The following is a 22,378-nucleotide window of genomic DNA, read 5'->3' as shown; positions in this document are numbered from 1 at the left end:
CAGCGCTCCCGCACAGCGCCCCCTTGGCCATCGGATGCTTGCGGTGGGGCGGGACGGCCGGGCAGATAGGCGGCACCGCCCGACTCTCCCTGCCCGGAGGCCCATGCCAGGCCCGATCGCCCTGACGCTGCCCGACCTTGCCGCCACCGGCCGCCTCGCCGCCCGGCTGGCGCCGCTGCTGCGGCCGGGCGACGCGCTGCTGCTGCAGGGGCCTCTCGGGGCCGGCAAGAGCGCCTTCGCCCGCGCCCTGCTGCGCGCCCTGACGGGCGATCCCGGCCTGGAAGTGCCCTCGCCCAGCTTCACCCTGGTGCAGAGCTACGCGCTGCCGGACGGGACCGAGGCGCATCATTACGACCTCTACCGCCTCGCCGGCCCCGGCGACCTGACGGAGCTCGGCTGGGACGAGGCGCGGCGCGGCATCGTCATCGTCGAGTGGCCCGAGCGCCTCGGCGCCGAGTGGCCGGCGGATGCGCTGCTCCTCACCCTCGCCCCCGAGCTCTCCCCCGGGGCGGGCGAGGAGGAGCGCCGCGCCATCCTCTCCGGCTGGCCCGGCCGGCTCGAGCAGATCACGGCCTGAGCGCCGCGGAGCAGCATGCGATACCCAGACCCCTTCCTCGCCGCGCATGGCTACGGCGCGGCGGAGCGCCAGCCCCTCGCCGCCGATGCCAGCTTCCGCCGCTATGTCCGGCTGCGCGGCGGGCCGCGCCCGGCGCTGCTGATGGACGCGCCGCCGCCCGAGGATGTGCGGCCCTTCGCCGCCCTCGCCCGGCATTTCGGCGCTGCCGGCCTCTCCCTGCCGGAGATCATCGCCGAGGATGCGGAGGCCGGCTTCCTGCTGATCGAGGATTTCGGCGACGCGACCCATGCCGCGCTGCTCGATGCCGGCGCCGATCCGGTGCCGCTCTATGTCGAGGCGGCCGAGGCGCTGGCGGCGCTGCATGCCGCACCGGTGCCGCCCGGCCTGCCGGCCTGGGACGCGGCGGCGATGGCGCGGGCGACGGCCGCCACCTTCCTCGACTGGTGGTGGCCGGCGGCCTTCGGCGCCCCGCCTGCCCCCGGCATCCGGGAGGAACTGGACGCGGCGATCCAGGCCATGCTCGCCCCCTTCGCCGGGGCGCAGGGCTTCGTCCATCGCGACTACTTCCCGGCCAACCTCATGCGCATCGAGGGCCGCACGGGCGCCCGTCGCACCGGCATCCTCGACTTCCAGGACGGCGCGCTTGGCCATCCCGCCTACGACCTCGTCTCCCTGGTCGAGGATGCGCGGCGCGACGTGGCGCCGGAGGTCCGGCGGGCGGCGCTCGCCACCTATCTGGCAGCGCGGCCGGGACTCGATCGCGCCGGCTTCCTCGGCGCGCTCGCCGCCTGCGGGGCGCAGCGGCATCTGCGCGTCGCCGCCCTCTGGGTGCGGCTGGACCGGCGCGACGGCAAGCCTCACTACCTTCGCCACGGCCCGCGCTGCTGGGCGCTGCTGGCGCGCGCCCTGTCGCAGCCGGCCTGCGCGCCGCTGCGCGACGTCCTCGACCGCCATGTGCCCGAGGAGATGCGGCGCAACCCGGACCGGTAGGCGCGCGCCCGTCCTGTGCCCGCGGCGCCGCGCCCGGCCTTCGATGCGGATGTGATGCGCGGCGGGTGTTTCCAGCCAGGGGCCTCACGGAGTAGGGAGACGCCATGATCCCCAGCCGCCGGAGCGCCGAAGCGTGATCACGCTCACCCATGGCATGGTCCTCGCCGCCGGCCTCGGCCTGCGCATGCGGCCGCTCACCGAGACGACGGCCAAGCCGCTGCTGCCGCTCGACGGGAAATCGCTGCTCGACCATGCGCTCGACCGGCTCGCCGCCGCCGGAGTGCAGCAGGCGGTGGTGAACGCCCATTGGCATGCCGACAAGGTCGCCGCGGCGGTCGCGGACCGCACCGCGCCGCGGGTGATCCTGCAGCGCGAGGACCCGGTGCTGGAGACCGGCGGCGGCGTCGCCCGCGCCTTGCCGCATCTCGGCGAGGGTCCTTTCGCGGTGGTCAATGGCGACGCCATGTGGCTGGACGGGCCTCGCCAGGCCCTCGCCCGCATGGCCGCCGCCTTCGACCCGGCCGCCATGGACGGGCTGCTGCTGGTGGTGCGCAGCGCCCAGGTCGAGGGCGAGATCGGCCGCGGCGACTTCCTGCTCGACCCGCTTGGCCGGGTGCGGCGGCCGAAGGAGCGCGAGCTCGCCCCCTATGTCTTCGCCGGGGTGCAGATCCTGCGGCCGGAGCTGTTCCGGGATATCCCGGACGGCCCCTTCAGCCTCAACCTCCTGTATGATCGGGCCATCGAATCGGGGCGTCTCTTCGCGCTGGTGCATGACGGGATCTGGTTCCATCTCTCGACGCCGCCGGATCTGGAACGGGCGGAGGCCGCGATGCAGGCGGGCCTGGTCCGCGCCCTGTTCTGAGCTGAGGACGTCGCGGCCACCGGCCGCGGCACCGGCATGAACCTCTTCGACATCCCGGCGCATCTGCCCTTCCTGGACTGCCTTGCCGCCGGCGTGCTGCGCAGCGTGCCGGCCGAGTCGCCGGAGAGCCTCTCGCGCGTCACCATCCTGCTGCCGACCCGCCGCTCGGCCCGGGCGCTGCGCGTCGCCTTCCTGCGGGCGGCTGTCGCGCCGGCGGCGCGCGGGGATGATACGGGCCAGGCCCTGCTGCTGCCGCGGATGCGGGCGCTGGCCGGCCTCTCCACCGAGGATGCCGACGAGCTGGCCCTGCCGGCGCTGCTCGACCTGCCGCCGGCGGTCGAGCCGCTGCGGCGGCAGGCGGTGCTGGCCGGCTTCATCACCCGCCTGCCGAAGGAGCGCGGCGGCCCGGCGACGCCGGAACAGGCCTGGTCCCTGGCCGGGGCGCTGGCGACGCTGCTGGACGAGATCGCGCTGGAGGAGAAGGACCTCGACCTGCTGGCGCGCAGCCTGCCCGAGGCGCTGAACGAGCACTGGCTGGAGCGGCTGGAGGGGCTGGTGCCGGAGGCGCATGCGGCGCACTGGCAGATCACCCTCACCTTCCTGCGCGGCGTCCTCGCCGCCTGGCAGCACTGGCTGGCGGGGGAGGAGCTGCTCGATATCGGCATGCGCCGGGTCAAGGCGCTGTGGGAACAGACCCGCGCCTGGCAGCGCAGCCCGCCTGAGCATCCGGTGATCGCCGCCGGCATCGGCGTCGGCGGCACCATCCCGGCTGCCGAGGAGCTGCTGCGCGTCGTCGCCACCGAGCTGCGGCAAGGCTGCGTGGTGCTGCACGGGCTCGATCCCGGCAGCGCCGAGGAGCGGGTCTGGGAGGCGATCCGCGAGGCGCCGACGCATCCCTTTTGCGGCCAGCAGCGCCTGCTGCACCGGCTCGGCGCGCAGAAGGAGGATATCCGCCGCTGGCCGGGCTGCACGCCGGAGGAGGCGGTGGACCTCGCCGCGCCCGCCGACCGGCCGGCCCTGCTCGGCATGGCCCTGCGCCCGGCCGAGGGCCTGCCCGCCTGGCAGTCGCGGCAGCCCTCGAAATGGCGCCCGGCGCTGGCCGGCCTCACCCAGCTCACCGCGCCGGATGCGCAGGCCGAGGCGGCGGCGATCGCCCTCACCCTGCGCGAGACCCTGGAAGACCCCAAGGCGCGCGTCGCCCTGGTGACGCCGGACCGCGACCTGGCGCGCCGGGTCTCGGCCGAGCTCGCCCGGCACGGCGTCACCGCCGATGATTCCGCCGGCGAGCCGCTGGGCGAGACGCCGGCCGGCGCCTTCCTCCGCCTGCTGGCCCGCATGGCCGCGGTGGCGCTGGCGCCGGTGCCGCTGCTCGCCGCCCTCAAGCACCCGCTCTGCGCCGGCGGCTGGCCGCGGACGCGCTGGCTCGGCGCGGTGCGGCGGCTGGAGCGCGCGGCGCTGCGCGGCGCCCGGCCGGCGCCGGGCCTCGCCGGGCTGCGCGCGGCGGCGCGGGCCGGGCTGGCGCGGGAGGAGCGGGCGGAGGCGCTGGCCGAGGTCACGGCGCTGCTGGAGGTGCTGGAGGCCGCGCTCGGCGATTTCGCGGCCCTGCCCGAGGGCGAGGCGCGACCGCCGCGCGACCTGCTGGCGGCGCATCTCGCCGCCGCCGAGGCGCTGGCCGGCACCGACGAGATGCCGGGCGGCCTCCGCCTCTATGCCGGCGAGGAGGGCGAATCCCTCGCCGCGCATCTGGCGGCGCTGGAACCCGCCATGGCCGCCATGCCGCCGATCGCCGCCGCGTCCTGGCCGGCGCTGTTCGATGCCGCGATGGATGGCGCCCCGGCGCCCTCGCTGCGGGCGACCCGCGGGCGTGACGGCAACGCGCATCCGCGCGTCGAAATCCTCGGCCTGCTGGAAGCCCGGCTGCTGACCTTCGACCGCGTGGTGCTCGGGGCGCTGGACGAGACGGTCTGGCCGCTGGCGACCGATCCCGGCCCCTGGATGAGCCGGCCAATGCGCCAGCAATTCGGCCTGCCGGAGCCCGAGGCGCGCATCGGCCGGGTCTGCGCCGATTTCCTGCTCGCCGCCTGCAGCGCGCCCGAGGCGGTGCTCTCCCGCGCCACGCGGCGCGGCGGCGCGCCCACCGTGCCGGCGCGCTGGCTGACCCGGATCGAGACCTTCCTGCAGGGCCAGGAGGGGCTGGCCCTGCCGCAGAGCCCGGCGCTCGGCTGGGCCGGGCTGCTCGACCGCCCGGCCGAGGTCACCCCCTGCGCCCGCCCGGCGCCGCGCCCTGCCCGGGCGCAGCGGCCGACGCGCCTCTCCGTGACGCAGGTCGAGACGCTGATCGCCGACCCCTACGCCTTCTATGCACGGCAGGTGCTGCGCCTCCATCCGCTCGATCCGCTGGATGCCGAAGCCGGAGTGCTCGACTACGGCAACCTCGTGCATGCGGCGATGGCGCATTTCATCCGCCGCCTCTCCAACCAGCCCTGGCCGGGCGAGGATGCGGCCCGCGCCCTCTGGGAGGAGGCGGCGGCGGCGGCGCTGGACGAGGCGGCGCCGCGCCCCGGCCTCGCCGCCTTCTGGACGCCGCGGCTCGCCCGCATCGGCGGCTTCGTGCTGGAGCGGGAGGCGGCGCTGCGCCGCGGCACCGGGCCGATCCGCAGCCTGGTGGAGGTGAAGGGCGAGTTGCCGCTCCGCCTCGCCGGCGGCGAGGTGCTGCTGCAGGCCAAGGCGGACCGCATCGACATCCTGCCGCAGGGCCTGCGGCTGCTCGACTACAAGACCGGCCAGCCGCCGAGCGGCGAGGAGGTGCGGGACGGCCGCAAGCCGCAGCTCACCCTGGAAGCGGCGATCGCCGCGGCGGGCGGCTTCGCCGGGGTGCCGGCGGGGGATGGCGCCGGGCTGCTCTACTGGCGCCTCTCCGGCGGCCCGATGCCGGGCGAGGAGAAGCTGGTGGCGCAGGACCCGGCCGTGGTGCGGCTGCTGGCGGAGGAGGCGGTCACCGCCCTCGCCGGCCTGGTCGGCGATTTCCTGCTCGGCGACCGCGCCTTCACCGCCCGGCCGCATCCGAAGCGCGCCCCGGCGGGCAACGACTACGACCACCTCTCGCGCCTCGCCGAATGGGCCGGGGCCGAGGATGCGCGGGGGCCGGCATGAGCGAGTCCGCCCGCGCCCGCGCCGAGCTGCAGCAGCGCGCCGCCTCCGACCCGGCCGTCTCCGCCTGGGTGGGCGCCTCGGCCGGCTCGGGCAAGACCAAGGTGCTGATCGACCGCGTGCTGCGGTTGCTGCTCGATCCCGGGCAGGTGCCCGGCCGCATCCTCTGCCTCACCTTCACCCGCGCCGCGGCGGCGGAGATGCAGTCGCGCCTGCGCCGCCGGCTCGGCGACTGGACGGTGTGGGAGGAGGCGCGCCTGGCGGCCGAGATCACCCGGCTGACCGGCGAGGCGCCGGATGCGCGTGGCATTGACCGCGCCCGCCGGCTGCTGGTCGAGGTGCTGGAGATGCCGGGCGGCATGCGCATCTCGACCATCCACGCCTTCTGCCAGTCGCTGCTGCGCAGCTTCCCGCTGGAGGCTGACCTGCCGCCGCAATTCGCGGTGCTGGAGGAACAGGATGCGGCGCTGATGCTGGCCGAGGCGCGCGAGGCGGTGCTGGCGCGGACCGACATGGTGGCCGGCGAGCTGGCGCTGCTCGCCGGCATCGCCTCGGCCGACACCTTCTCCGACGTCACCCGCGCCCTGCTGCAGGACACGGCGCGGGAGCGGCTGGGCCGCTGCCTCGAGGGCTACAACGGCGTCGCCGGGCTGCGGCTGCGCCTCGCCGCCGCGCTCGGCGCGCCGGACAGCCTGGACGAGGCCGAGGTGTTGGCCGAAGCCTGCGCCGTCGAGGAGGCGCCGCTGCGCATGGCGGCAAGCCTGCTGGGCGCGAGCAAGACGGAGAGCGACCTCGGCCGCGCCGACCGCATCGCCGCCTGGCTCGCCGCCGGGCCGGAGGAGCGCGCCGCCCGCTTCGCCGACTGGTGCGACATCTTCCTCACCAAGGAGGGCGCCGTGCGCGCCGCGCGCTCCCTGGCGACCAAGGGCGTCGGCGCCCGGCAGGCGGAGGTGCTGGAGGTGCTGACCGCCGAGGGCGAGCGGCTGCTCGGCATCGCCGGGCAGCGCGCCGCCTGCCGGCTCGGCGCCGCGACCGCCGCGCTGCTCGCCCTCGCCGCGCCGGTGCTCGACCGCTACCGGGCGCGGCAGCGCAATGCCGGCATGCTCGGCTATGGCGACCTGATCGACCATGTCCGCCGCATCCTGGAGGACCCCGGCAGCGCCTGGGTGCTCTACAAGCTCGATGGCGGCATCGACCACGTGCTGCTGGACGAGGCGCAGGACAGCAACCCGGCGCAATGGGGCATCGCCGCGGCGCTGACCGCGGAGTTCTTCGCCGGCGAGGGAGCGGCCCGGGGCCAGCGCCGGAGCCTCGCCCGCAGCCTCTCGGCGGCGGCGGTGGAGCAGGCCGCGCCGCCCCGCACCGTCTTCGCGGTGGGCGACATCAAGCAGGCGATCTACGGCTTCCAGGGCGCCGACTCCGCCGGCTTCGCCCGCTGGCAGAGGCATTACCGGCAGCAGGTCGAGGCGGGCGGCGGCGCCTTCCGGCCGGTCGATCTCGACGTCTCCTTCCGCTCCACCGCGCCGGTGCTGGCGCTGGTGGACGCGGTCTTCGAGGATGGCGCGTCCCGGCAGGGCGTGGTGGAGGGGGATGGCGTGCTGCGCCACCTGCCGGACCGGCTCGGCCATGCCGGGCGGGTCGAGCTCTGGCCGCTGCTGCGCCCGGCCGAGACGCCGCCGCCCGAGCCCTGGCAGGTGCCGGAGGAGCCGGCACGGGTGGCGAGCGCCGAGGCGCTGATGGCCGAGGCGCTGGCAGCGCGCATCGACCACATGATCCGGCAGGAGCGGCTGGAGAGCCGCGACCGGCCGGTGCGGGCCGGCGACGTGCTGGTGCTGCTGCGCAAGCAGGCCAATGTCGCGCTGGTGCCGCTGCTGGTCCGGGCCCTGAAGGCGCGGCAGGTGCCGGTCGCTGGCGTCACCCGGGTGAAACTCGTCGAGCATATCGCGGTCATGGACCTGCTCGCGCTCTGCGACGTGCTGCTGCTGCCCGAGGACGACCTGCAGCTCGCGGCGGTGCTGAAGAGCCCGCTGGTCGGCCTCTCCGAGGAGGCGCTGCTGGCGCTCGCGCATGGCCGCACCGGGCCGCTCTGGGGGGCGCTGATGGCGCGGCGCGACGAATCGGCGGCCGGGCCGGAGGCACGCGCCGCCGCCTGGCTGGCGCGGCTGGCGGCGCGGGCCGATTTCGTCTCGCCGCATGCGCTGCTGGCCGAGGTGCTGGGCGAGACGGGACCAGGCGCTGGGGACGGCCGCACCGGCCGGGCGCGGCTGCTGGCGCGGCTCGGCATGGAGGCGGCCGACCTGCTGGACGAGTTGCTGAACGCGGCGCTGACCTATGAGCGCAAGCACCCGCCGAGCCTGCAGGGCTTCCTGCACTGGCTGCGCCAGGGCGGCGCCGAGGTGAAGCGCGAGGCCGAGGGCACGGGCGACGCCGTGCGCATCATGACGGTGCACAACGCCAAGGGGCTGCAGGCGCCGATCGTCATCCTCGCCGATGTCGGCAGCGGCACCGGGACGGAGACGATCCGCTGGCTCGATGGCGAGGGGCTCAGCCTGCCGCTCTGGGCGCCGAACAAGAGCTTCCACGCCCCCGCCTTCCTCGCCGCCAAGGCCGCCGACGAGGCCAGGCGGCAGGGGGAGGAGAACCGCCTGCTCTACGTGGCGCTGACCCGGGCCGAGGACCGGCTGCTGGTCTGTGGCTGGGGCAAGGAGCCGGGCGCGTGGTACGCGCAGGTCGCCGCCGGCTTCCGGCGGTTGGACGGCGCCGCCGAGGCGGCCTTCGACCACCGCGCCTTCGGCGCGCCCGCCGCCTGCGACTTCGGCGAGGCGGTGCTGTGGCAGGCCGCCTGCCCGCAGACGGTGCCGCCGGTCCCCGAGCGCATGGCGAGCGCGGCGGCGCCGGGCGCGCTGCCCGGCTGGGCCTCGCGGCCGGCCCCGCCCGAGGCGCCCGAGACGGCCATCTCCCCCTCCGCCCTGCCGGGCGAGACCGAGACGCCCGCCGCCGCGCCGCATGGCATGAGCGACCCGGGCGGGCGGCGCTTCCGCCGCGGCCGCGTCGTGCATGCCCTGTTGCAGCATCTGCCGGAACGGCCGGAGGCTGAGCGGGCGGCAGCGGCGGCGCGCTTCCTGGCGCGGCCCGGGCATGGGCTGACGCCCGAGGAGCAGGCAGAGACGGCGGCGGAGGTGCTGGCGCTGCTGACCTCCCCGGCCATCGCCGCGGCCTTCGCCCCGGGCAGCCTGGCCGAGGCGCCGATCGCCGGGCGGATCGGTGGCCGGCTGGTCACCGGCCAGGTGGACCGGCTGGTGGTGACGCCGGAGCGGGTGCTGGTGCTCGACTACAAGACCAACCGCCCGCCGCCCGCCTCGGCCGAGGCGGTGCCGCCGCTCTATCTGCGGCAGATGGCGGCCTATCGCGCCGTGCTGCGGCAGGCCTTTCCGGGGCGGCAAGTGGATTGCGCCCTGGTCTGGACCTATGGCGCCCGGCTGATGCCGCTGCCCGGCAGCCTGCTGAACGAGCACGCGCCCTTGCCGGCCGAGGACCGCTGAGGGGCGCAGGCCGAGTCGCCAGGCGCCCGCGCCGCACGCATGCCGGGCGTGAGCGCACGCCTCCTTGACCCGGCCGCGACGGCGCCCGACCTTTGCGGCAGCTTCGGGGCACTCCGCCCCCTCGCCCGGCCCCTGGCCAGGCGGGTCCGAGACAAGGCATGCAATCCATGAGCGAACTGACCAAGGCCGTCACCGACGACACCTTCAAGCAGGACGTGCTGGAGGCCCCCGGCGCCGTGCTGGTGGATTTCTGGGCGGAGTGGTGCGGCCCCTGCCGGATGGTCGGCCCGATCCTCGATGATCTGGCCAAGGAGTATGAGGGCAAGCTGACCGTCGCCAAGGTGAACATCGACGAGAACCCGATGACGCCGAACGAATACGCCGTCCGCGGCATCCCGACCATGCTGCTCTTCAAGGACGGCAAGCTGGTGGACACCAAGGTCGGCGCCTCGCCCAAGGGCCAGCTCAAGGGCTGGATCGACAGCAACATCGGCTGAGACGGGGCGGCACCGGGGATGGCGGCGGCCGGGCGCCGTCCCATCTTCCGGCGCATGCGGCCCTTCCTCCTCGCCTTCCTGTCCCTGATCCTCGCCGCCGGCGCCCGGGCGCAGCCGGCGGCGTTTCGTGTGGAGACCTTCGCCTCCGGGCTGGAGAATCCCTGGGGCGCCGCCGTCCTGCCGGATGGCCGGATGCTGGTGACGGAGCGCCCTGGCCGGCTGCGGCTGGTCGGGCGCGACGGCCGCCTCTCGCCGCCGCTGGCCGGGGTGCCGCAAGTGGAGGCGGCGGGCCAGGGCGGGCTGCTCGACATCGCCCTCGCCCCGGATTTCGCCCGCACGCGGGAACTCTATCTCTGCCAGGCCGCGCAGGTGCCGGGCGGCGTCCTGACCCGGCTGGTGCGCGCCCGGCTCTCGCGCGACGCCCGGGCGCTGCAACGGCTGCGGCCCATCCTCGACGCGACGCCGCCGCAGGCGAACGGGCGCAACCACTATGGCTGCCGTATCGCCTTCGGCCGCGACGGCGCCCTCTTCCTCTCGACCGGCGAGCGCAATGAGACCAAGCTGCGGGCGCAGCGGCTCTCGGATCTCGGCGGCAAGGTGCTGCGGCTCGGGCGCAACGGCGCGCCGCTGCGGGACAATCCCTTCGCCGGCCGCGCCGGGGCGCGGGCCGAGATCTTCACCTATGGCCACCGCAACCCGCAGGGCCTCGCCATCAATCCCTGGACCGGCAGCCTGTGGGAGGCGGAGTTCGGCCCGCTCGGCGGCGACGAGATCAACCTCCTCCGCCCCGGCCGGAACTACGGCTGGCCCGTCGTCACCCATGGTCGCGACTATGACGGCACGCCGATCGGCGAGGGCGCCTCGCGGCCGGACATGGAGGAGGCGATCCATGTCTGGCTGCCCTCGATCAGCCCCTCGGGCATCGCCTTCTACACCGGCAGCGCCTTTCCCGCCTGGCGCGGCAGCCTCTTCGTCGCGGCGCTGAACCCGCCGGGGCTGGTGCGGCTCTCGACCGAGGGCGACCGGGTGACGGGGGAGGAGCGGCTGCTGACCGACGGGCCCCGCCTGCGGCAGGTGGTGCAGGGGCCGGAGGGCGCGCTCTACCTGCTCACCGACGAGGCGGAGGGGCGCATCCTGCGGCTGGTGCCGGCGCGGTAGGACCGCCGCTCAGTACAGCAGCACGTCGCGGTCGGTGAAATGCACCCGCTCGATGGAGACGAGCCGGTCCATGCCGTCCGGCCCGGTGGCGAGCCAGGACCCGTCCGCCTGGCGGGTCAGGAGGGTGCTCGCCGCCTTGCCGGCGATGACGGCGACATCGGTTCCCGTGCCGCCATCCAGCAGGTCGTCGCCGGCGCCGCCGATCAGCGTGTCGTGGCCCGCCCCGCCGCGCAGCGTGTCGGCGCCGGCGAGGCCGCGGAACCAGTCATTGCCGGCGCCGCCGGTGATCGACTCCGTCTCGAAGCCGCGCAGCAGCATGGTATGGCCGCCGCCCGTCAGCACCTGACCGGCCGCGTCGCTCTCGAGCCGCAGCGCGCCGACGGCATTCGCCAAGCTGAAGGTGAGCCGGTCCTGCCCCGCTCCGCCATCGAGCAGCGTGGCCCAGGTCAGGGCGACGAGCGTGTCGTTGCCGGCGCCGCCGAGCAGACTGTCGGCGCCGCCATTGCCGTCCATGGCGTCGTTGCCCTCGCCGCCCAGCAGCGTGTCGGCGCCGGCGCCGCCGCGCAGCGTGTCGTTGCCCAAGCCGCCATCCAGCAGGTCGTTGCCGGCGACGCCTTCCAGCACGTCGTTGCCCGCCCCGCCGCGCAGCGTGTCGGCGCCGGCCAGGCCACGGAAACTGTCGTTGCCGGCGCCACCGATGATCGATTCCGTCTCGAAGCCGCGCAGCAGCACCGTGTTGCCGCCGCCCGTCATCACCTGCCCGGCCGCGTCGTTCGCCAGCCGCAGCGCGCCGACCGCGGCGCCGAGGTTGAAGGTGAGCCGGTCCTGCCCCGCCCCGCCATCGAGCAGCATCGCCCAGCTCGAGGCGATGATGGTGTCGTTGCCGGCGCCGCCCAGCACGCTGTCGCGCCCGGCATTGCCGTCCATCGCATCGTTGCCGTCGCCGCCCAGCAGCGTGTCGTTGCCGGCGCCGCCGCGCAGCGTGTCGTTCCCCGCCCCGCCCAGCAGCAGGTCGTCCCCGGTGCCGCCGTCCAGCACGTCCTTGCCGGCGCCGGCCGAGAGCGTGTCGTTGCCGGCCCCGCCGAGCAGCGTCACCGCTCCGGCGAGGCCCGCCGGCAGCAGCAGCGCATCGGCGCCGGCATTGCCCTCGTACCGCTCCAGGCCGAGCGGCGGGGCACTGCGCAGGTCGAGCAGGTTGGTGCCGGCCGGCGCCACCCAGCGATCTGTCCCGGCGCCGCCATCGAGGCGGTCGGCGAAGGTGGCGGCATTGGCGAAGACGAGCCGGCGCGTGGTGCCGTCGCCGAGATCGAGCAGCAGCGTGCCGGTGAAGCGCCCATCAGCCTCCGGCGTGATGGCGTCGTCGCCATCGCCGCCCTGCACCAGATCAGCGCCGGGGCCGGGTTGCAGCGTATCGGCACCGGCGCCGCCGATCAGCGTGTCGGCGCCCGCGCCGCCCATCAGCATGTTCGCATTGCCGTTGCCGGTCAGGCGGTCGGCGAAGTCGCTGCCGCGGGCATGGTCGATCAGCACCAGCCGGTCCGTGCCGCCCCAGCCGTCGCGCGCGGTGCCGGCGGTGAGATCGACCGTGACCGCGGCCGGGTCGCCGGCGTAATCCGCCAGCACCAGGCTGCGCGGCTGCGGCCCGCGCAGCGTGTCGTCGCCGGCGAGGCCGCGCAGGGTGACATAGACGCCGGCCAGGGCGATCCCGGTCAGGTCGTCCCCGAGCCGCGTGCCCCAGGCGCCCTCGACATTGCGCAGCACGTCCTGCCCGCCCCAGGGATCCGTCGCCCGGCCGGCCGAGAGATCGACCACCACGCCCCGCAGCGGCAGGTCGCTGCCCGGCGCGATCACGTCATAGGCGAGGATGTCCTTGCCGGCCCCGCCATCAATGGTGTCGTCCCCCGCCGCACCCGCCAGCCGGTCATTGCCCGCCGAGCCGCGGAGGCTGTCATGGCCGGCGCCGCCGCTCGCCGCCTCGATGCCGGTCAGGCGATCGACGCCGCCCGGCTTCTCGACCAGCCCCGCGGCGAGGTCGATGGTGACGGCGCCGCTGCCGGCATAGCGCCATTCATCGGTGCCGCCGCGGCCATCGAAGACTTTGCTGCCGGAGGCGCCCGAGAGGAACAGCTCGTCGGCGGCGCTGCCGAGCACGGTATCGGCCCAGGCGGAGGTGACGGCGATGCGGCGGATGCCGCTCAGCCGGTCGGTGCCGCCCCAGCCATCCTGGGCGGTGCCGGCGGCGAGGTCGATGCGCGCCGCTGCCGGGCTGGCGGCATAGCTCGTCTGCACGCCGGCGCCGCCGATCAGCGTGTCATCCCCCGCCCGCCCCTCGAGGCTGATGACGAAGAGCCCGGCCGGCGCGGCGCCGGCATCCAGCCGGTCCGCCGCATCGCTGCCCGTGAAGGCCTGGACGCAGGCGACGCTGTCGGTGCCGCCCTGTGCCTTGGTCACGCTGGCGCTGCCATCCGCCGCCAGAGTGAGCGTGATGCCGCCGCCAAGCCCGGCATAGCTCAGCGCATTCGCCGCGCCGGCGCCGCCCCGGACGACGTCATTGCCGGTGCTGCCGAGAAAGGCCTCGGTGAGGCTGCCGCCGACGAGGCTGTCATCGCCGGCCGTGCCGGCCCGCTGCACCCCGCCGCGCAGCACCGAGAGAAAGGTGCCCGCGACGAAATCTCCGGGCCCGATGCTCACCGGATCGGCGGTGGAGCCGATGCGCCAGACCGCATCCGTGGCATCGACGCGGCCGTTGCGGTCGAGGTCGAGGACCAGCCAGCCGCCGGCCGGCACCGTGCCGCCGGCGAGCGCCGGCACCCAGTAGACGGCATAAGCCTCTGTCGCGCCCGTCGGCACCGCGGGCAGCGCCGTGCCGGCCGGCAGGCTGGCGAGGGCGCGGGTGACGCCGCCCCAGAGCAGGGCACGGGCGATGCCATCTGTCCCGACATAGGTGCCGGCATCGGCAGCGGTGCCGTCGGCATTCCCGGTCCAGGCATCGGAGAGGCGCAGGCGGTCGCCCTCGGCGGCATTGAAGCCCACCAGCAGGTCCATCCCGGCCAGGGTCGACCAGGCCACCTCGCCCATCGCCTGCAACAGGATGGTGTCCGCCCCGGCGCCGCCCTCCAGCGTATCGGCGCCGGGCCCACCTTCCAGGCTGTCATCGCCATCTCCGCCCCGCAGCACGTCGCGGTCGGCGCCGCCCTGCAACAGGTCGTCGCCGGCGCCGCCGAGCAGCGTGTCGTTGCCGGCACCGCCGAGCAGGATATCGGTCGCGGCGCCGCCATCGAGCGAATCAGCCCCGTCGCCGCCCTCGAGGCTGTCGACGCCCTCGCCGCCGAGCAGCGTGTCCTGCCCGGCGCTGCCGAGCAGCGTGTCGCTGCCGTCACCGCCGAGGAGGCGGTCATTGCCGCCGAAGCCGTGCAGCCGGTCATCCGCGACGCTGCCGGAGAGGGTGTCGGCGCCCGTGCTGCCGAGCAGGGCCAGGCTGCCGGGGAGGAAGGCCTCCGGCCCGATCACCTGGCCGGCGGGCAGATCGAAGCGCACGACCAGGTCGCCGGCATCCAGCACGCCGTCGCGGTCGGCATCGAGGATCAGCCAGCCGCCCGAGCCGGTATCGGGCAGCCAGCGCAGCAGGAAGCCGGCGCCGCCGGTCGGGTCGGGCAAGGCGAGGCCGGCGAGCGGCGCCGCGGCCGGCGCCAGGCTGCCGCCCCAGCCGATCGGCAGCGGCGCCTCCCCGGGCAGGGTCCAATTGCCGGTGGCGATGGGCCACAGCTCGCCCGCGACGGGTTGGGCGCGGAGCCCCAGCAGGTCGCCCTGGGCGAGGGAGAAGTCGAGGATGCGCTGCATGGCGCCCAGGGTGGAGGCGACGCCGGCGACGCCTTGCAGGAGGAAGAGATCGGCACCGCCGCCGCCGCGCAGGCTGTCTGCCCCGCCGCCACCGAGCAGCGTATCCGCCCCCATGCCGCCGGTGAGCGAGTCCGCGCCGGCACCGCCCTGCAACAGGTCATCCGCACCGCCGCCGCCCAGTACCGCCATACCCGCCGCCCTAACCTCCGTACCCGCGACCGAGGGCGGGCGCGGGCCAGGCCGGGTTAGCGACCTTGGGCTTGAGGAAGGGTGAAGACGCCCAGCCCGCGAGGCATCGCTATTCCTTCGCCGGATGCTCCTTGCGGAATACGGCGTGGAACTCCTCCGCCATCTGCTTCAGGGCGCGGCCGATGCGCGCATATTCGTACTCGTTGAGATTGGCGAGGGAGGCGCGCGCCGCCGGGCGCTGGGTGCCGAAGCCACGCCCGGGGAGCAGCACGATTCCGGTCTCGTCGGCGATGCGGAACAGCAGGTCGCCGGAGGAGGAGCGCTCGGTGATCCAGGCGGCGAACTCCTTGCCGTAGAGTCTCTCGGCGATGCGCTCGAGATCGAGCAGCGTGTAGTAGTCAACGGCATTCGGCCCGGATTCCGGCGGCAGGCCAAGCTCGCGGTACAGCGCCGCCTCGCGCCGCCGCACAAGATTCTTCAGCTCGGCCTTGTAGCTGTCGTTCTCGTCCATCATGGCGAAGAGGGCGAACATCACCATCTGCACCTGCTGCGGCGTGGACAGGCCGGCCGTGTGGTTCAGCGCCACGGTGCGGCTGTCGGCGACCAGGCGGTCGATGAAGCGCAGCGTCCGCACATCCGGCAGCAGCGAGCCGTAGCGACGGTCGAGCGCCGCCTTGGCCTCCTCCGGCAGCGCGGCGATGGCGCGGTCCATGGCGTTGTCGCGATGCGTCGCCACCACGCCGAGGCGCCAGCCGGTGGCGCCGAAATACTTCGAGAAGGAATAGACCAGGATGGTGTTCCGCGGGCATACCGCGAAGAGCGAGCGGAAATCGTCGGCGAAGGTGCCGTAGACGTCGTCGGTGAGGATGATCAGGTCCGGGCGGCTCTCCTTCACGATGGCGGCGACGCGCTCGAGGCTGCGGTCGTCCATCTTGACCGAGGGCGGATTGCTCGGGTTGACGCAGAAGAACACCTTGATTGCCGGGTCCTTCAGCTTGTCGAGCTCGGCATCCGGATACTGCCAATCCTGCTCCGGATCGGCATGGATCTGCACCTCCTCGAGCCCGTGATTGTCGAGCTGCGGGATCTCGATATAGGGCGTGAAGACCGGCAGGCCGATCGCCACCTTGTCGCCCTTCGCGACGAGGCGGTTCTTCTGCATGCTGTCGAAGATGTAGGTCATGGCGGCGGTGCCGCCCTCGAGCGCGAAGAGGTCGATGTCGCCGCCGGGGAGATAGCCGCCGATCATCTCCTTCACGAGATACTGCCGCACGATCTCCTCGCTCACATGCAGCATGCGCGGCGGCTCGGGATAGGTGCCGCCGAGGATGCCCTCCACCATCTCGTGCAGGAAGGCGGAGGCGGAGAGGCCGAGCTGGTCGCGCACATAGCTCAGCGCCCGGCCGAGGAAGGCCACGCCCTCCTGGTCGCGGTGCTCGGCGACGTAGCGCTCGAAGCGGCCCTCGATGCCGTCGATGCGCGGCAGGCCGCCGACGCCGTTCGGCATGTAGGAATAGGACAGCTCGGATTCCGCCACCGCGAAGAGGCCGAGGCGGAGGAAGGCCCGGCGCGGCAGCGTCGCCATGAAATTCGGGTTGCCGCGCCCGGCATTCAGCATCAGCCGGTTCGTCTTGCTCGAAGCGAGCTTGATCAGCTCGTCCTTCAGCTCGAAGGGGCTCAGCTTGGCGTATTGCGCGTAGTCGTCCTTGCGGGGTTCCATGGGTCGGCCTCCTGCCGATGCGTCACGCGAGCGCCACGACCAGCGGCCCGAGCAGCGTGAGGAAGACATTGGCCAGCGCGTAGGTGATGGCGAAGGGCGTGGTCGGGATGGAATTGCCCGCCTTGTCCAGCACCTCGCCGAAGGCGGGATTGGCGGAGCGGGAGCCGGACAGCGCGCCGGCGAAGATCGCGGTGTTGTCGTAGCGTAGGATGTAGCGGCCGACCGCCATGGTGATCAGCAGCGGCAGCAGCGTGACCACCACGCCGATGAGGAAGATCGACAGCCCCTGTTGCAGCACGGTCGTCACCGCCTGCTGCCCCGATTGCAGCCCGACCGCCGCGACGAAGCCCGCCAGGCCGAGGTCGCGCAGCAGGGTCGAGGTGCCGATCGGCATGTTGCCGACGGCGAGGTTGCGACCGCGATACCAGCCGAAGAGCAGGCCGGAGAGCAGCGCGCCGCCGCCGCTGCCGAGCGTCAGCGGCACCTCGCCGATGCGCACCACGAGCAACCCGATCAGCAGCCCGACCGCGAGGCCAAGGCCATGGAAGATGAAATCCGTCTTGTCGGAGGGCACGATCACCGTGCCGGCTGAGGCCGCGACCCGCTTCACGTCGCTCTCCGTCCCGTAGAGCGTGGCGACATCCGCATTCTCGATCCGCGTTTCCGGCGTCAGCGGCACGGGCTGCCCGGCGCGATGCAGGCTGGCGACGAAGACGCCGTGCTTCATCTCGGGCGCCGTGGCGACGATGATCTCGGCCAGGCCGCGCCCGACATAGGCCGGGTTGGTGACTGCGACGTCGCGGCTCAGGGTGACGACGTCCATCCCTTCCGAGGATTGCAACTCGGTGCCGATCTGCCCGGCGAGGCCAACCAGGCCGGCGCGCCGGCCGACGAGGAGCACGACGTCGTCGCGCTCCAGCCGCACCGAGGGCTCGACGCCGACCAGCCGGCCCGCATGCTTGATCCGCTCGACCGAGACCGGCGCGCCCGCCCGCGCCTCAAGCTCCGCCACGCTCCGGCCCGCCGCCTGCTCGACCCGGAAGATCCGCCCCACCAGGTCAGGCGCCGCCGGCTGCTCGCCCTGCGCATAGACATGCGCGCCGGCCAGCAGCTTCGCCTCGGCCTTCAGCGCATCGTCGCGATGCTGCGGCCGGTGAACCAGGACAGGATGTTGACGCAGACGATGATCGCGCCGAAGGAGCCGAAGATGTAGGTGACAGCATAACCTACGGCGACATTGCCCTGCAGGCGCTGCACCTCGTCGAGCGGCAGGCCGAGCTTGGCGATGGCAGCGCCCGCCGTGCCGATGATCGCCGATTGCGTCAGCCCGCCCGCGGCGATGCCGGCGGCGAGCCCTTTGTCGAGCCCGAAGAGCCGCGCCAGGATCACCACCGTCGCCAGCCCGCTCAGCGCCAGCACCGCCGCCATGACGATCTCGCGGATCGATTGCAGGCCGAGCGAGCGGAAGAATTGCGGCCCGCTCTCGAAGCCCACGGCGTAGATGAACAGCGCGAAGAGGATCGACTTCACGCCGTTGTCGATATGCACGCCGACTTGGCTGATGACGACGGCCGTGAGCAGAGAGCCGGCGACGCCGCCGAGCTGGAACTTTCCGAACTGGATCTGACCGATGGCGTAGCCTATGGCCAGTGACAGGAAGAGAGCGACCTCCGGCGACTGGTTCAGGATGTCATGCAACCAGGACATGACGCACCCCTCCCGCAGGCCAGCCGACACAACCGGTCATCAGCGGCAAGGTTTCGGGTCAATCCGGTGGCAGCACCCGGATCTTCTCCGGCGGGCGCCGCTCAGAACTGCTTCAGCAACCGGTCGATATAGTCGAGCTCCTCGACCGGGCGTTCCCGCTCCGCGCCACGCCGCCGCAATTCCTCCTGCAGCCGCCGCGTCCGCAGCACCTCCGCCTCGTCCGGCACCCGCGTATCGGCGCCGTTATCGGCATTGCCGTTCACGTCGCGCGAGCGGCGGCCGAGCGGGTCGCGGCCCTCGCCCTGTCCCTGCGCCTGATCCTGGCCATTGCCGCCGGGCTGGTTCTCGCCCGTCATCTCCTGCGGGTCGCCTTCCTCGTCGCCCTCCTGGGTCATGCCGAACTGGCGCTGCATGGACTGGGCCATCTGCCGGCCGCCTTCCTGCAACGCCTGCAGGGCGCGCTGCTGGGCATCGCGGGCGTCGCCGCCGCGGCTCAGCTGCTCCTGCGCCTCGCGCATCGCCTGGTCGGCGCGACCGAGCGCCTCGGGCACCTCCCCGGTAAGGTCGCCGAATTGCTGCATCAGCTCGCCGAGCGCGCGGCGCAGCGCGCGCTGCCGGCGGCCATCCTGGTCACGCTCCGCCTGCTGCTGCTGCCCTTGCTGCCCTTGCTCGCCGCGGCTCCCCTGCTGCGGCGATTGCGGCGCTTCGGGCGGCCAGCGGGAATTCTGCTGGTTCAGCCGCTGCTGCCGCTCCCGCGCACTGCGGCCGCGGTCATCCTCATCGGCCCGCTGATGGCTGCGGTCGAGCATCTCGGACTGGCGCTTCACCATGTCCTGCACGACGCCCCGCTGCTGCTGGCCCTTCTCGCGCCGCTGCTGGCGCTCCGGGCTCTCGGCGCGTTGCGCCCGGCCTTCCTCGAGCGCCTTCAGCATCTCCTCGAGCTCGGCGAGCTCCTTCTTCGCATCCTCCGTCCGGCCCTCGCGCGCCGCCTGCTCCATGCGGCGGGTGCGGCGGTCCATCTCCTTCTGGTCCATCAGCCGCGACTGCGGATCGAAGGGCATCGCTTCCGCATTCTCGCGCTGCAGCTTCTCGGCCAGTGCCTCAAGATGCTGACGGATCGCGTCGCGCAGCTCCTGGATGCGGCGTTCGAGCTCGGCCCGCTGCTGCTCGGCCTTCTCGCTGTCCTGGTCCGGCGCCTTCTGCTGCTGCTCCGCCTTGTCGAGCGCCTCGCGCAGCGCTTCGCGCGCCTGCTGCAGCGCGCGCAGGGTGCGGCCGTCGCGCCCCTCCTCGAGGGCGAGGGCCACCTGCCACAGGATCTCCTGCACCTCCGGCACCGCCTCCGGCCGACGATCGACGATCAGGCGGGTGCGGGCGACGCGGAGCGCGAGATAGGTGGCGGTATCGTGCTCGAACCCCTCGGGCGCCGCGGCGACCGCCTCCAGCTCGCGCCGCACCGGGGCCCGGCGCTCCGGCTCCAGCGAGAGCGCCTTGCGCAGTGCGATCAGCCGGCGCGCCACGGGATGGTTGAAGCTCCGCTCCGGCAGGGTGAGCACCGCCGTCTCCGAGCGCCCCTCCTGGCCTGCCCCGTCCTTCGCCAGAAGCTGCGCCACAACCTCGAGCCCGGCCCAGGGATGCGCGGAGAGATCGGGATTGGCGGCGCCCTTCGCCTGCTTCGGGTTCAGGCCCGGCAGCGGCAGCTCAAGCCGCATCGGCGGTGCCTCCGGCCGTGCCTGCAACCGCAGCTCGGCCTGCACCGCGGCGAGGCCCCAGTCATCCTCGGCCTTCCAGGGCAGCCGGGTGCCAAGCCCGCGTGCCGCCCGGCCGGGCGGCTCGGCGAAGGCGACGCGTGGCGGCGCATCGGCCTGCACCGTCAGCGCCCAGCGCGCAAGCTCCTCGCCGCCGCGCCGGACGGCGAGGCGGCCGCCGCGCTCCAGCACCGTCTCGGCGGCGAAGCTGGCATTGTCGAGCGCGCGGAAGGGCGTCGCCTCGGCATCCATGACGAGATCCGGCACCGCGCCATGGCCACCCGAGAGGGAGACCTGCAGCTTGCTGCCGGCCGGCACGGTGGCAGTGCCGCCGGCCGGGTCGAGGAAGATCGGCGCGGCGCCGGTATAGGCGGGCGGCGTCACCCAGGCCTCGAGCTTCTGCGCCGGCGTCGGGGCGGGCCCGGCGAAGGCTGGCGTGACCGCGCGCCGCAGCCGCTCGGGCACCTCGTCCCCGGCCACGACCAGCGCCGCCAGGACGGCGAGCCCGACGGCCGCCCGCAGCCCGCGCGGATCGCGCGCCGCCAGGCCGGGCCGCGGCAGGCCGACCTGCAACCGCCGGATCTGCGCCGCGGCGCGCGCCTGATGCACCCGCCAGAGCGCCAGCGCCGCCGGGTCATTGCCGGCCGGCCGGTCGGAGAGCGTCGCCAGCGGCCGGTGGCGCAGCCCGGCATTGCGCTCCAGTCGGCGCTCGGCCCCGGCCTCGTCGGGCAGGCGGAAGCCGCGGAAGGCTCGCCAGCCGGTCCAGCCGAGCAGGCCGAGGGCGGCGATCAGCAGCAGGATGTGCAGCCAGGGCGGCAGGCGCTGCGGCAGGTCGAGCAGGGCGGCGACGAGATAGAGGCCGAGCAGGCCGAGCACCGGCCAGGCGCGCGGCCAGGCGGCCTCCCAGAACTGGGCGAGCCGGGCCAGCCGCCGCCGGCGCCGCAGCATCGCGGCGAGACGCCCCATGCCCCCCGCCGCGGGATCGTCCGCCGGGGGCCTGGAACGGGGGGGCGGTCCGGCCGGGCTCAGGGCCCGGCCTCCGGCAGCCAGGGCGGCAGCCGCTCGCCAGCGAGCAGCGCCTCATGGCCCTGGCGCTCCCGCGTCACCGCGAAGCGCGCCCCGTCCACCATCACCTCGGCGGCCAGGGGCCGCATGTTGTAGGTGCTGCTCATCACGGCGCCATAGGCTCCCGCATCCAGGAAGGCGACCAGCGCCCCCGGGGACAGAGATGGCAACGCCCGGCCGCGGGCAAAGGTGTCGCCGGTCTCGCAGACCGGGCCGACCACCTCGGCCGGCGAGAGCGGCGCCACCAGGTCGCGCGCGCCGACCGGCAGGATGCCGTGCCAAGCCTCGTACATCGCCGGGCGGACGAGATCGTTCATGGCGGCGTCCAGCACCAGGAAGCGGCGGCCCGCGCCCTGCTTCTGCAGGATGACCGAGGCGAGCAGCAGGCCGGGCGGGCCGGCGATCCAGCGCCCCGGCTCCAGCATCACCGGCAGTCCGAGCGGGCCGAGGGTGGATTTGATCGCCCCGGCCAGCGCCTCCGGCAGCGGCGCCGGCTCGTCGCGATAGGGGATGCCGAGGCCGCCGCCGCAATCAACATGCCGCACCGGCAGGCCGGCGGCGCGAAGCTCCCGCACCAGCTCGGCGAGCCGGGCATAGGCGGCGCGGTAGGCGGCCATGCCGGCGGTGATCTGGCTGCCGATATGGGTGGCGACGCCGACCGGCTCGAGCCCCGGCAGGGCGGCGATCCGGGCGTAAAGGGCAGGCGCCTCGACGATGGCGATGCCGAACTTGTTCTCCGACAGGCCGGTGGTGATCTTGGCATGGGTGCGGGCATCGACATCCGGATTGACCCGCAGCGCCACCCGTGCGGTGCGGCCCATCGCCGCGGCGAGGGCGGAGAGCATCGCCGCCTCCTCGGCGCTTTCGAGGTTGATCTGGGAGATATCCTCCGCGAGGGCGAGGCGCAGCTCCCGCTCGGTCTTGCCGACCCCGGAGAAGACGATGGCCGAGGCGGGGATGCCGGCGGCGCGGGCGGCGCGCAGCTCGCCCTCCGAGACGACATCGGCGCCGAGCCCCTCCGCGGCCAGCACCCGCAGCACGGCACGGCTGGCATTGGCCTTGACCGCGTAGTGGATGGAGGCGCGCAGCCCGGCGCCGTCGAGCGCCGCCCGCAGCGCCCGGGCGCGGCGGCGCAGGCTGCCGGCGGAATAGACCCAGGTCGGGGTGCCGACTTCGGCGGCGATGCGGGCGAGCGGGACCTCCTCGACGGTCAGCCCGTCGAGCGCGTGCGCGGAGAGATGCGGGCGGGCGGCGATGAGCTCGGCGAAGCTCGGATCGGCCTCGGCCGGCGCGAGGGAAAGGGGGGCAGCCATCCCCGCATTGTGCGGCGCCGCAC

The 22,378-nt window shown here is 74.3% G+C and carries 13 protein-coding genes; 7 read left to right on the top strand and 6 right to left on the bottom strand.

Annotation, left to right across the window (positions count from 1 at the left end):
* Positions 1-103: 103 nt before the first annotated feature.
* The 7 genes from tsaE to HJG45_RS10255 all read left to right on the top strand — a co-directional run bounded on the left by tsaE (position 104) and on the right by HJG45_RS10255 (position 10,776).
* Complete coding sequence (gene tsaE, locus HJG45_RS10285; protein WP_171612038.1) at positions 104-577, top strand: tRNA (adenosine(37)-N6)-threonylcarbamoyltransferase complex ATPase subunit type 1 TsaE; 474 nt, start codon at positions 104-106, stop codon at positions 575-577.
* A gap of 15 nt (positions 578-592) precedes the next feature.
* The gene (locus tag HJG45_RS10280; protein WP_171612037.1) at positions 593-1,567 is read left to right on the top strand and encodes an aminoglycoside phosphotransferase family protein; all 975 of its coding nucleotides are present in this window, start codon (positions 593-595) and stop codon (positions 1,565-1,567) included.
* Between the two features lie 133 nt (positions 1,568-1,700).
* On the top strand, positions 1,701-2,429 hold the full coding sequence (locus HJG45_RS10275) for a nucleotidyltransferase family protein (RefSeq protein WP_368040560.1): 729 nt from the start codon (positions 1,701-1,703) through the stop codon (positions 2,427-2,429).
* Between the two features lie 36 nt (positions 2,430-2,465).
* Entirely contained in the window at positions 2,466-5,582 is a 3,117-nt protein-coding gene (gene addB, locus HJG45_RS10270) for a double-strand break repair protein AddB (RefSeq protein WP_171612036.1), read from the top strand.
* Entirely contained in the window at positions 5,579-9,121 is a 3,543-nt protein-coding gene (addA, locus tag HJG45_RS10265) for a double-strand break repair helicase AddA (RefSeq protein ID WP_171612035.1), read from the top strand. Before addB ends, addA begins: the two co-directional genes overlap by 4 nt.
* 167 nt (positions 9,122-9,288) lie before the next feature.
* Positions 9,289-9,618, top strand: coding sequence for a thioredoxin TrxA (trxA, locus tag HJG45_RS10260; protein WP_171612034.1), 330 nt, complete (start codon positions 9,289-9,291; stop codon positions 9,616-9,618).
* A gap of 54 nt (positions 9,619-9,672) precedes the next feature.
* Positions 9,673-10,776, top strand: coding sequence for a PQQ-dependent sugar dehydrogenase (locus HJG45_RS10255; RefSeq protein ID WP_217362889.1), 1,104 nt, complete (start codon positions 9,673-9,675; stop codon positions 10,774-10,776).
* A gap of 9 nt (positions 10,777-10,785) precedes the next feature.
* Here the strand turns inward: HJG45_RS10255 and HJG45_RS29200 are convergent, their stop codons facing one another.
* The 6 genes from HJG45_RS29200 to lysA all read right to left on the bottom strand — a co-directional run bounded on the left by HJG45_RS29200 (position 10,786) and on the right by lysA (position 22,355).
* On the bottom strand, positions 10,786-14,805 hold the full coding sequence (locus HJG45_RS29200; protein WP_171612032.1) for a hypothetical protein: 4,020 nt from the start codon (positions 14,803-14,805) through the stop codon (positions 10,786-10,788).
* Positions 14,806-14,914: 109 nt separating this feature from the next.
* A complete protein-coding gene (locus HJG45_RS10245; protein ID WP_171612031.1) occupies positions 14,915-16,525 on the bottom strand; it encodes a bifunctional aspartate transaminase/aspartate 4-decarboxylase in 1,611 nt (536 codons plus the stop codon).
* A 22-nt stretch (positions 16,526-16,547) separates the two neighbouring features.
* Entirely contained in the window at positions 16,548-17,579 is a 1,032-nt protein-coding gene (locus HJG45_RS28675) for an aspartate:alanine antiporter (protein ID WP_368040559.1), read from the bottom strand.
* A gap of 71 nt (positions 17,580-17,650) precedes the next feature.
* Positions 17,651-18,232: a permease gene (locus HJG45_RS28670; protein WP_254452416.1), complete on the bottom strand. Its 582-nt coding sequence runs from the start codon at positions 18,230-18,232 to the stop codon at positions 17,651-17,653.
* Positions 18,233-18,333: 101 nt separating this feature from the next.
* Complete coding sequence (locus HJG45_RS10235; protein ID WP_171612030.1) at positions 18,334-20,943, bottom strand: TIGR02302 family protein; 2,610 nt, start codon at positions 20,941-20,943, stop codon at positions 18,334-18,336.
* A gap of 59 nt (positions 20,944-21,002) precedes the next feature.
* Positions 21,003-22,355 (bottom strand): diaminopimelate decarboxylase, encoded by a 1,353-nt coding sequence (gene lysA / locus HJG45_RS10230; protein ID WP_171612029.1) that lies wholly within the window; start codon positions 22,353-22,355, stop codon positions 21,003-21,005.
* Between the last annotated feature and the right edge of the window lie 23 nt (positions 22,356-22,378).

This window comes from Roseicella sp. DB1501, from assembly GCF_013112485.1.
GTDB lineage: Bacteria > Pseudomonadota > Alphaproteobacteria > Acetobacterales > Acetobacteraceae > Paracraurococcus.
The sequence above is the reverse complement of the archived record's forward strand: the minus strand, read 5'-3'. Positions and strand labels throughout refer to the sequence as shown.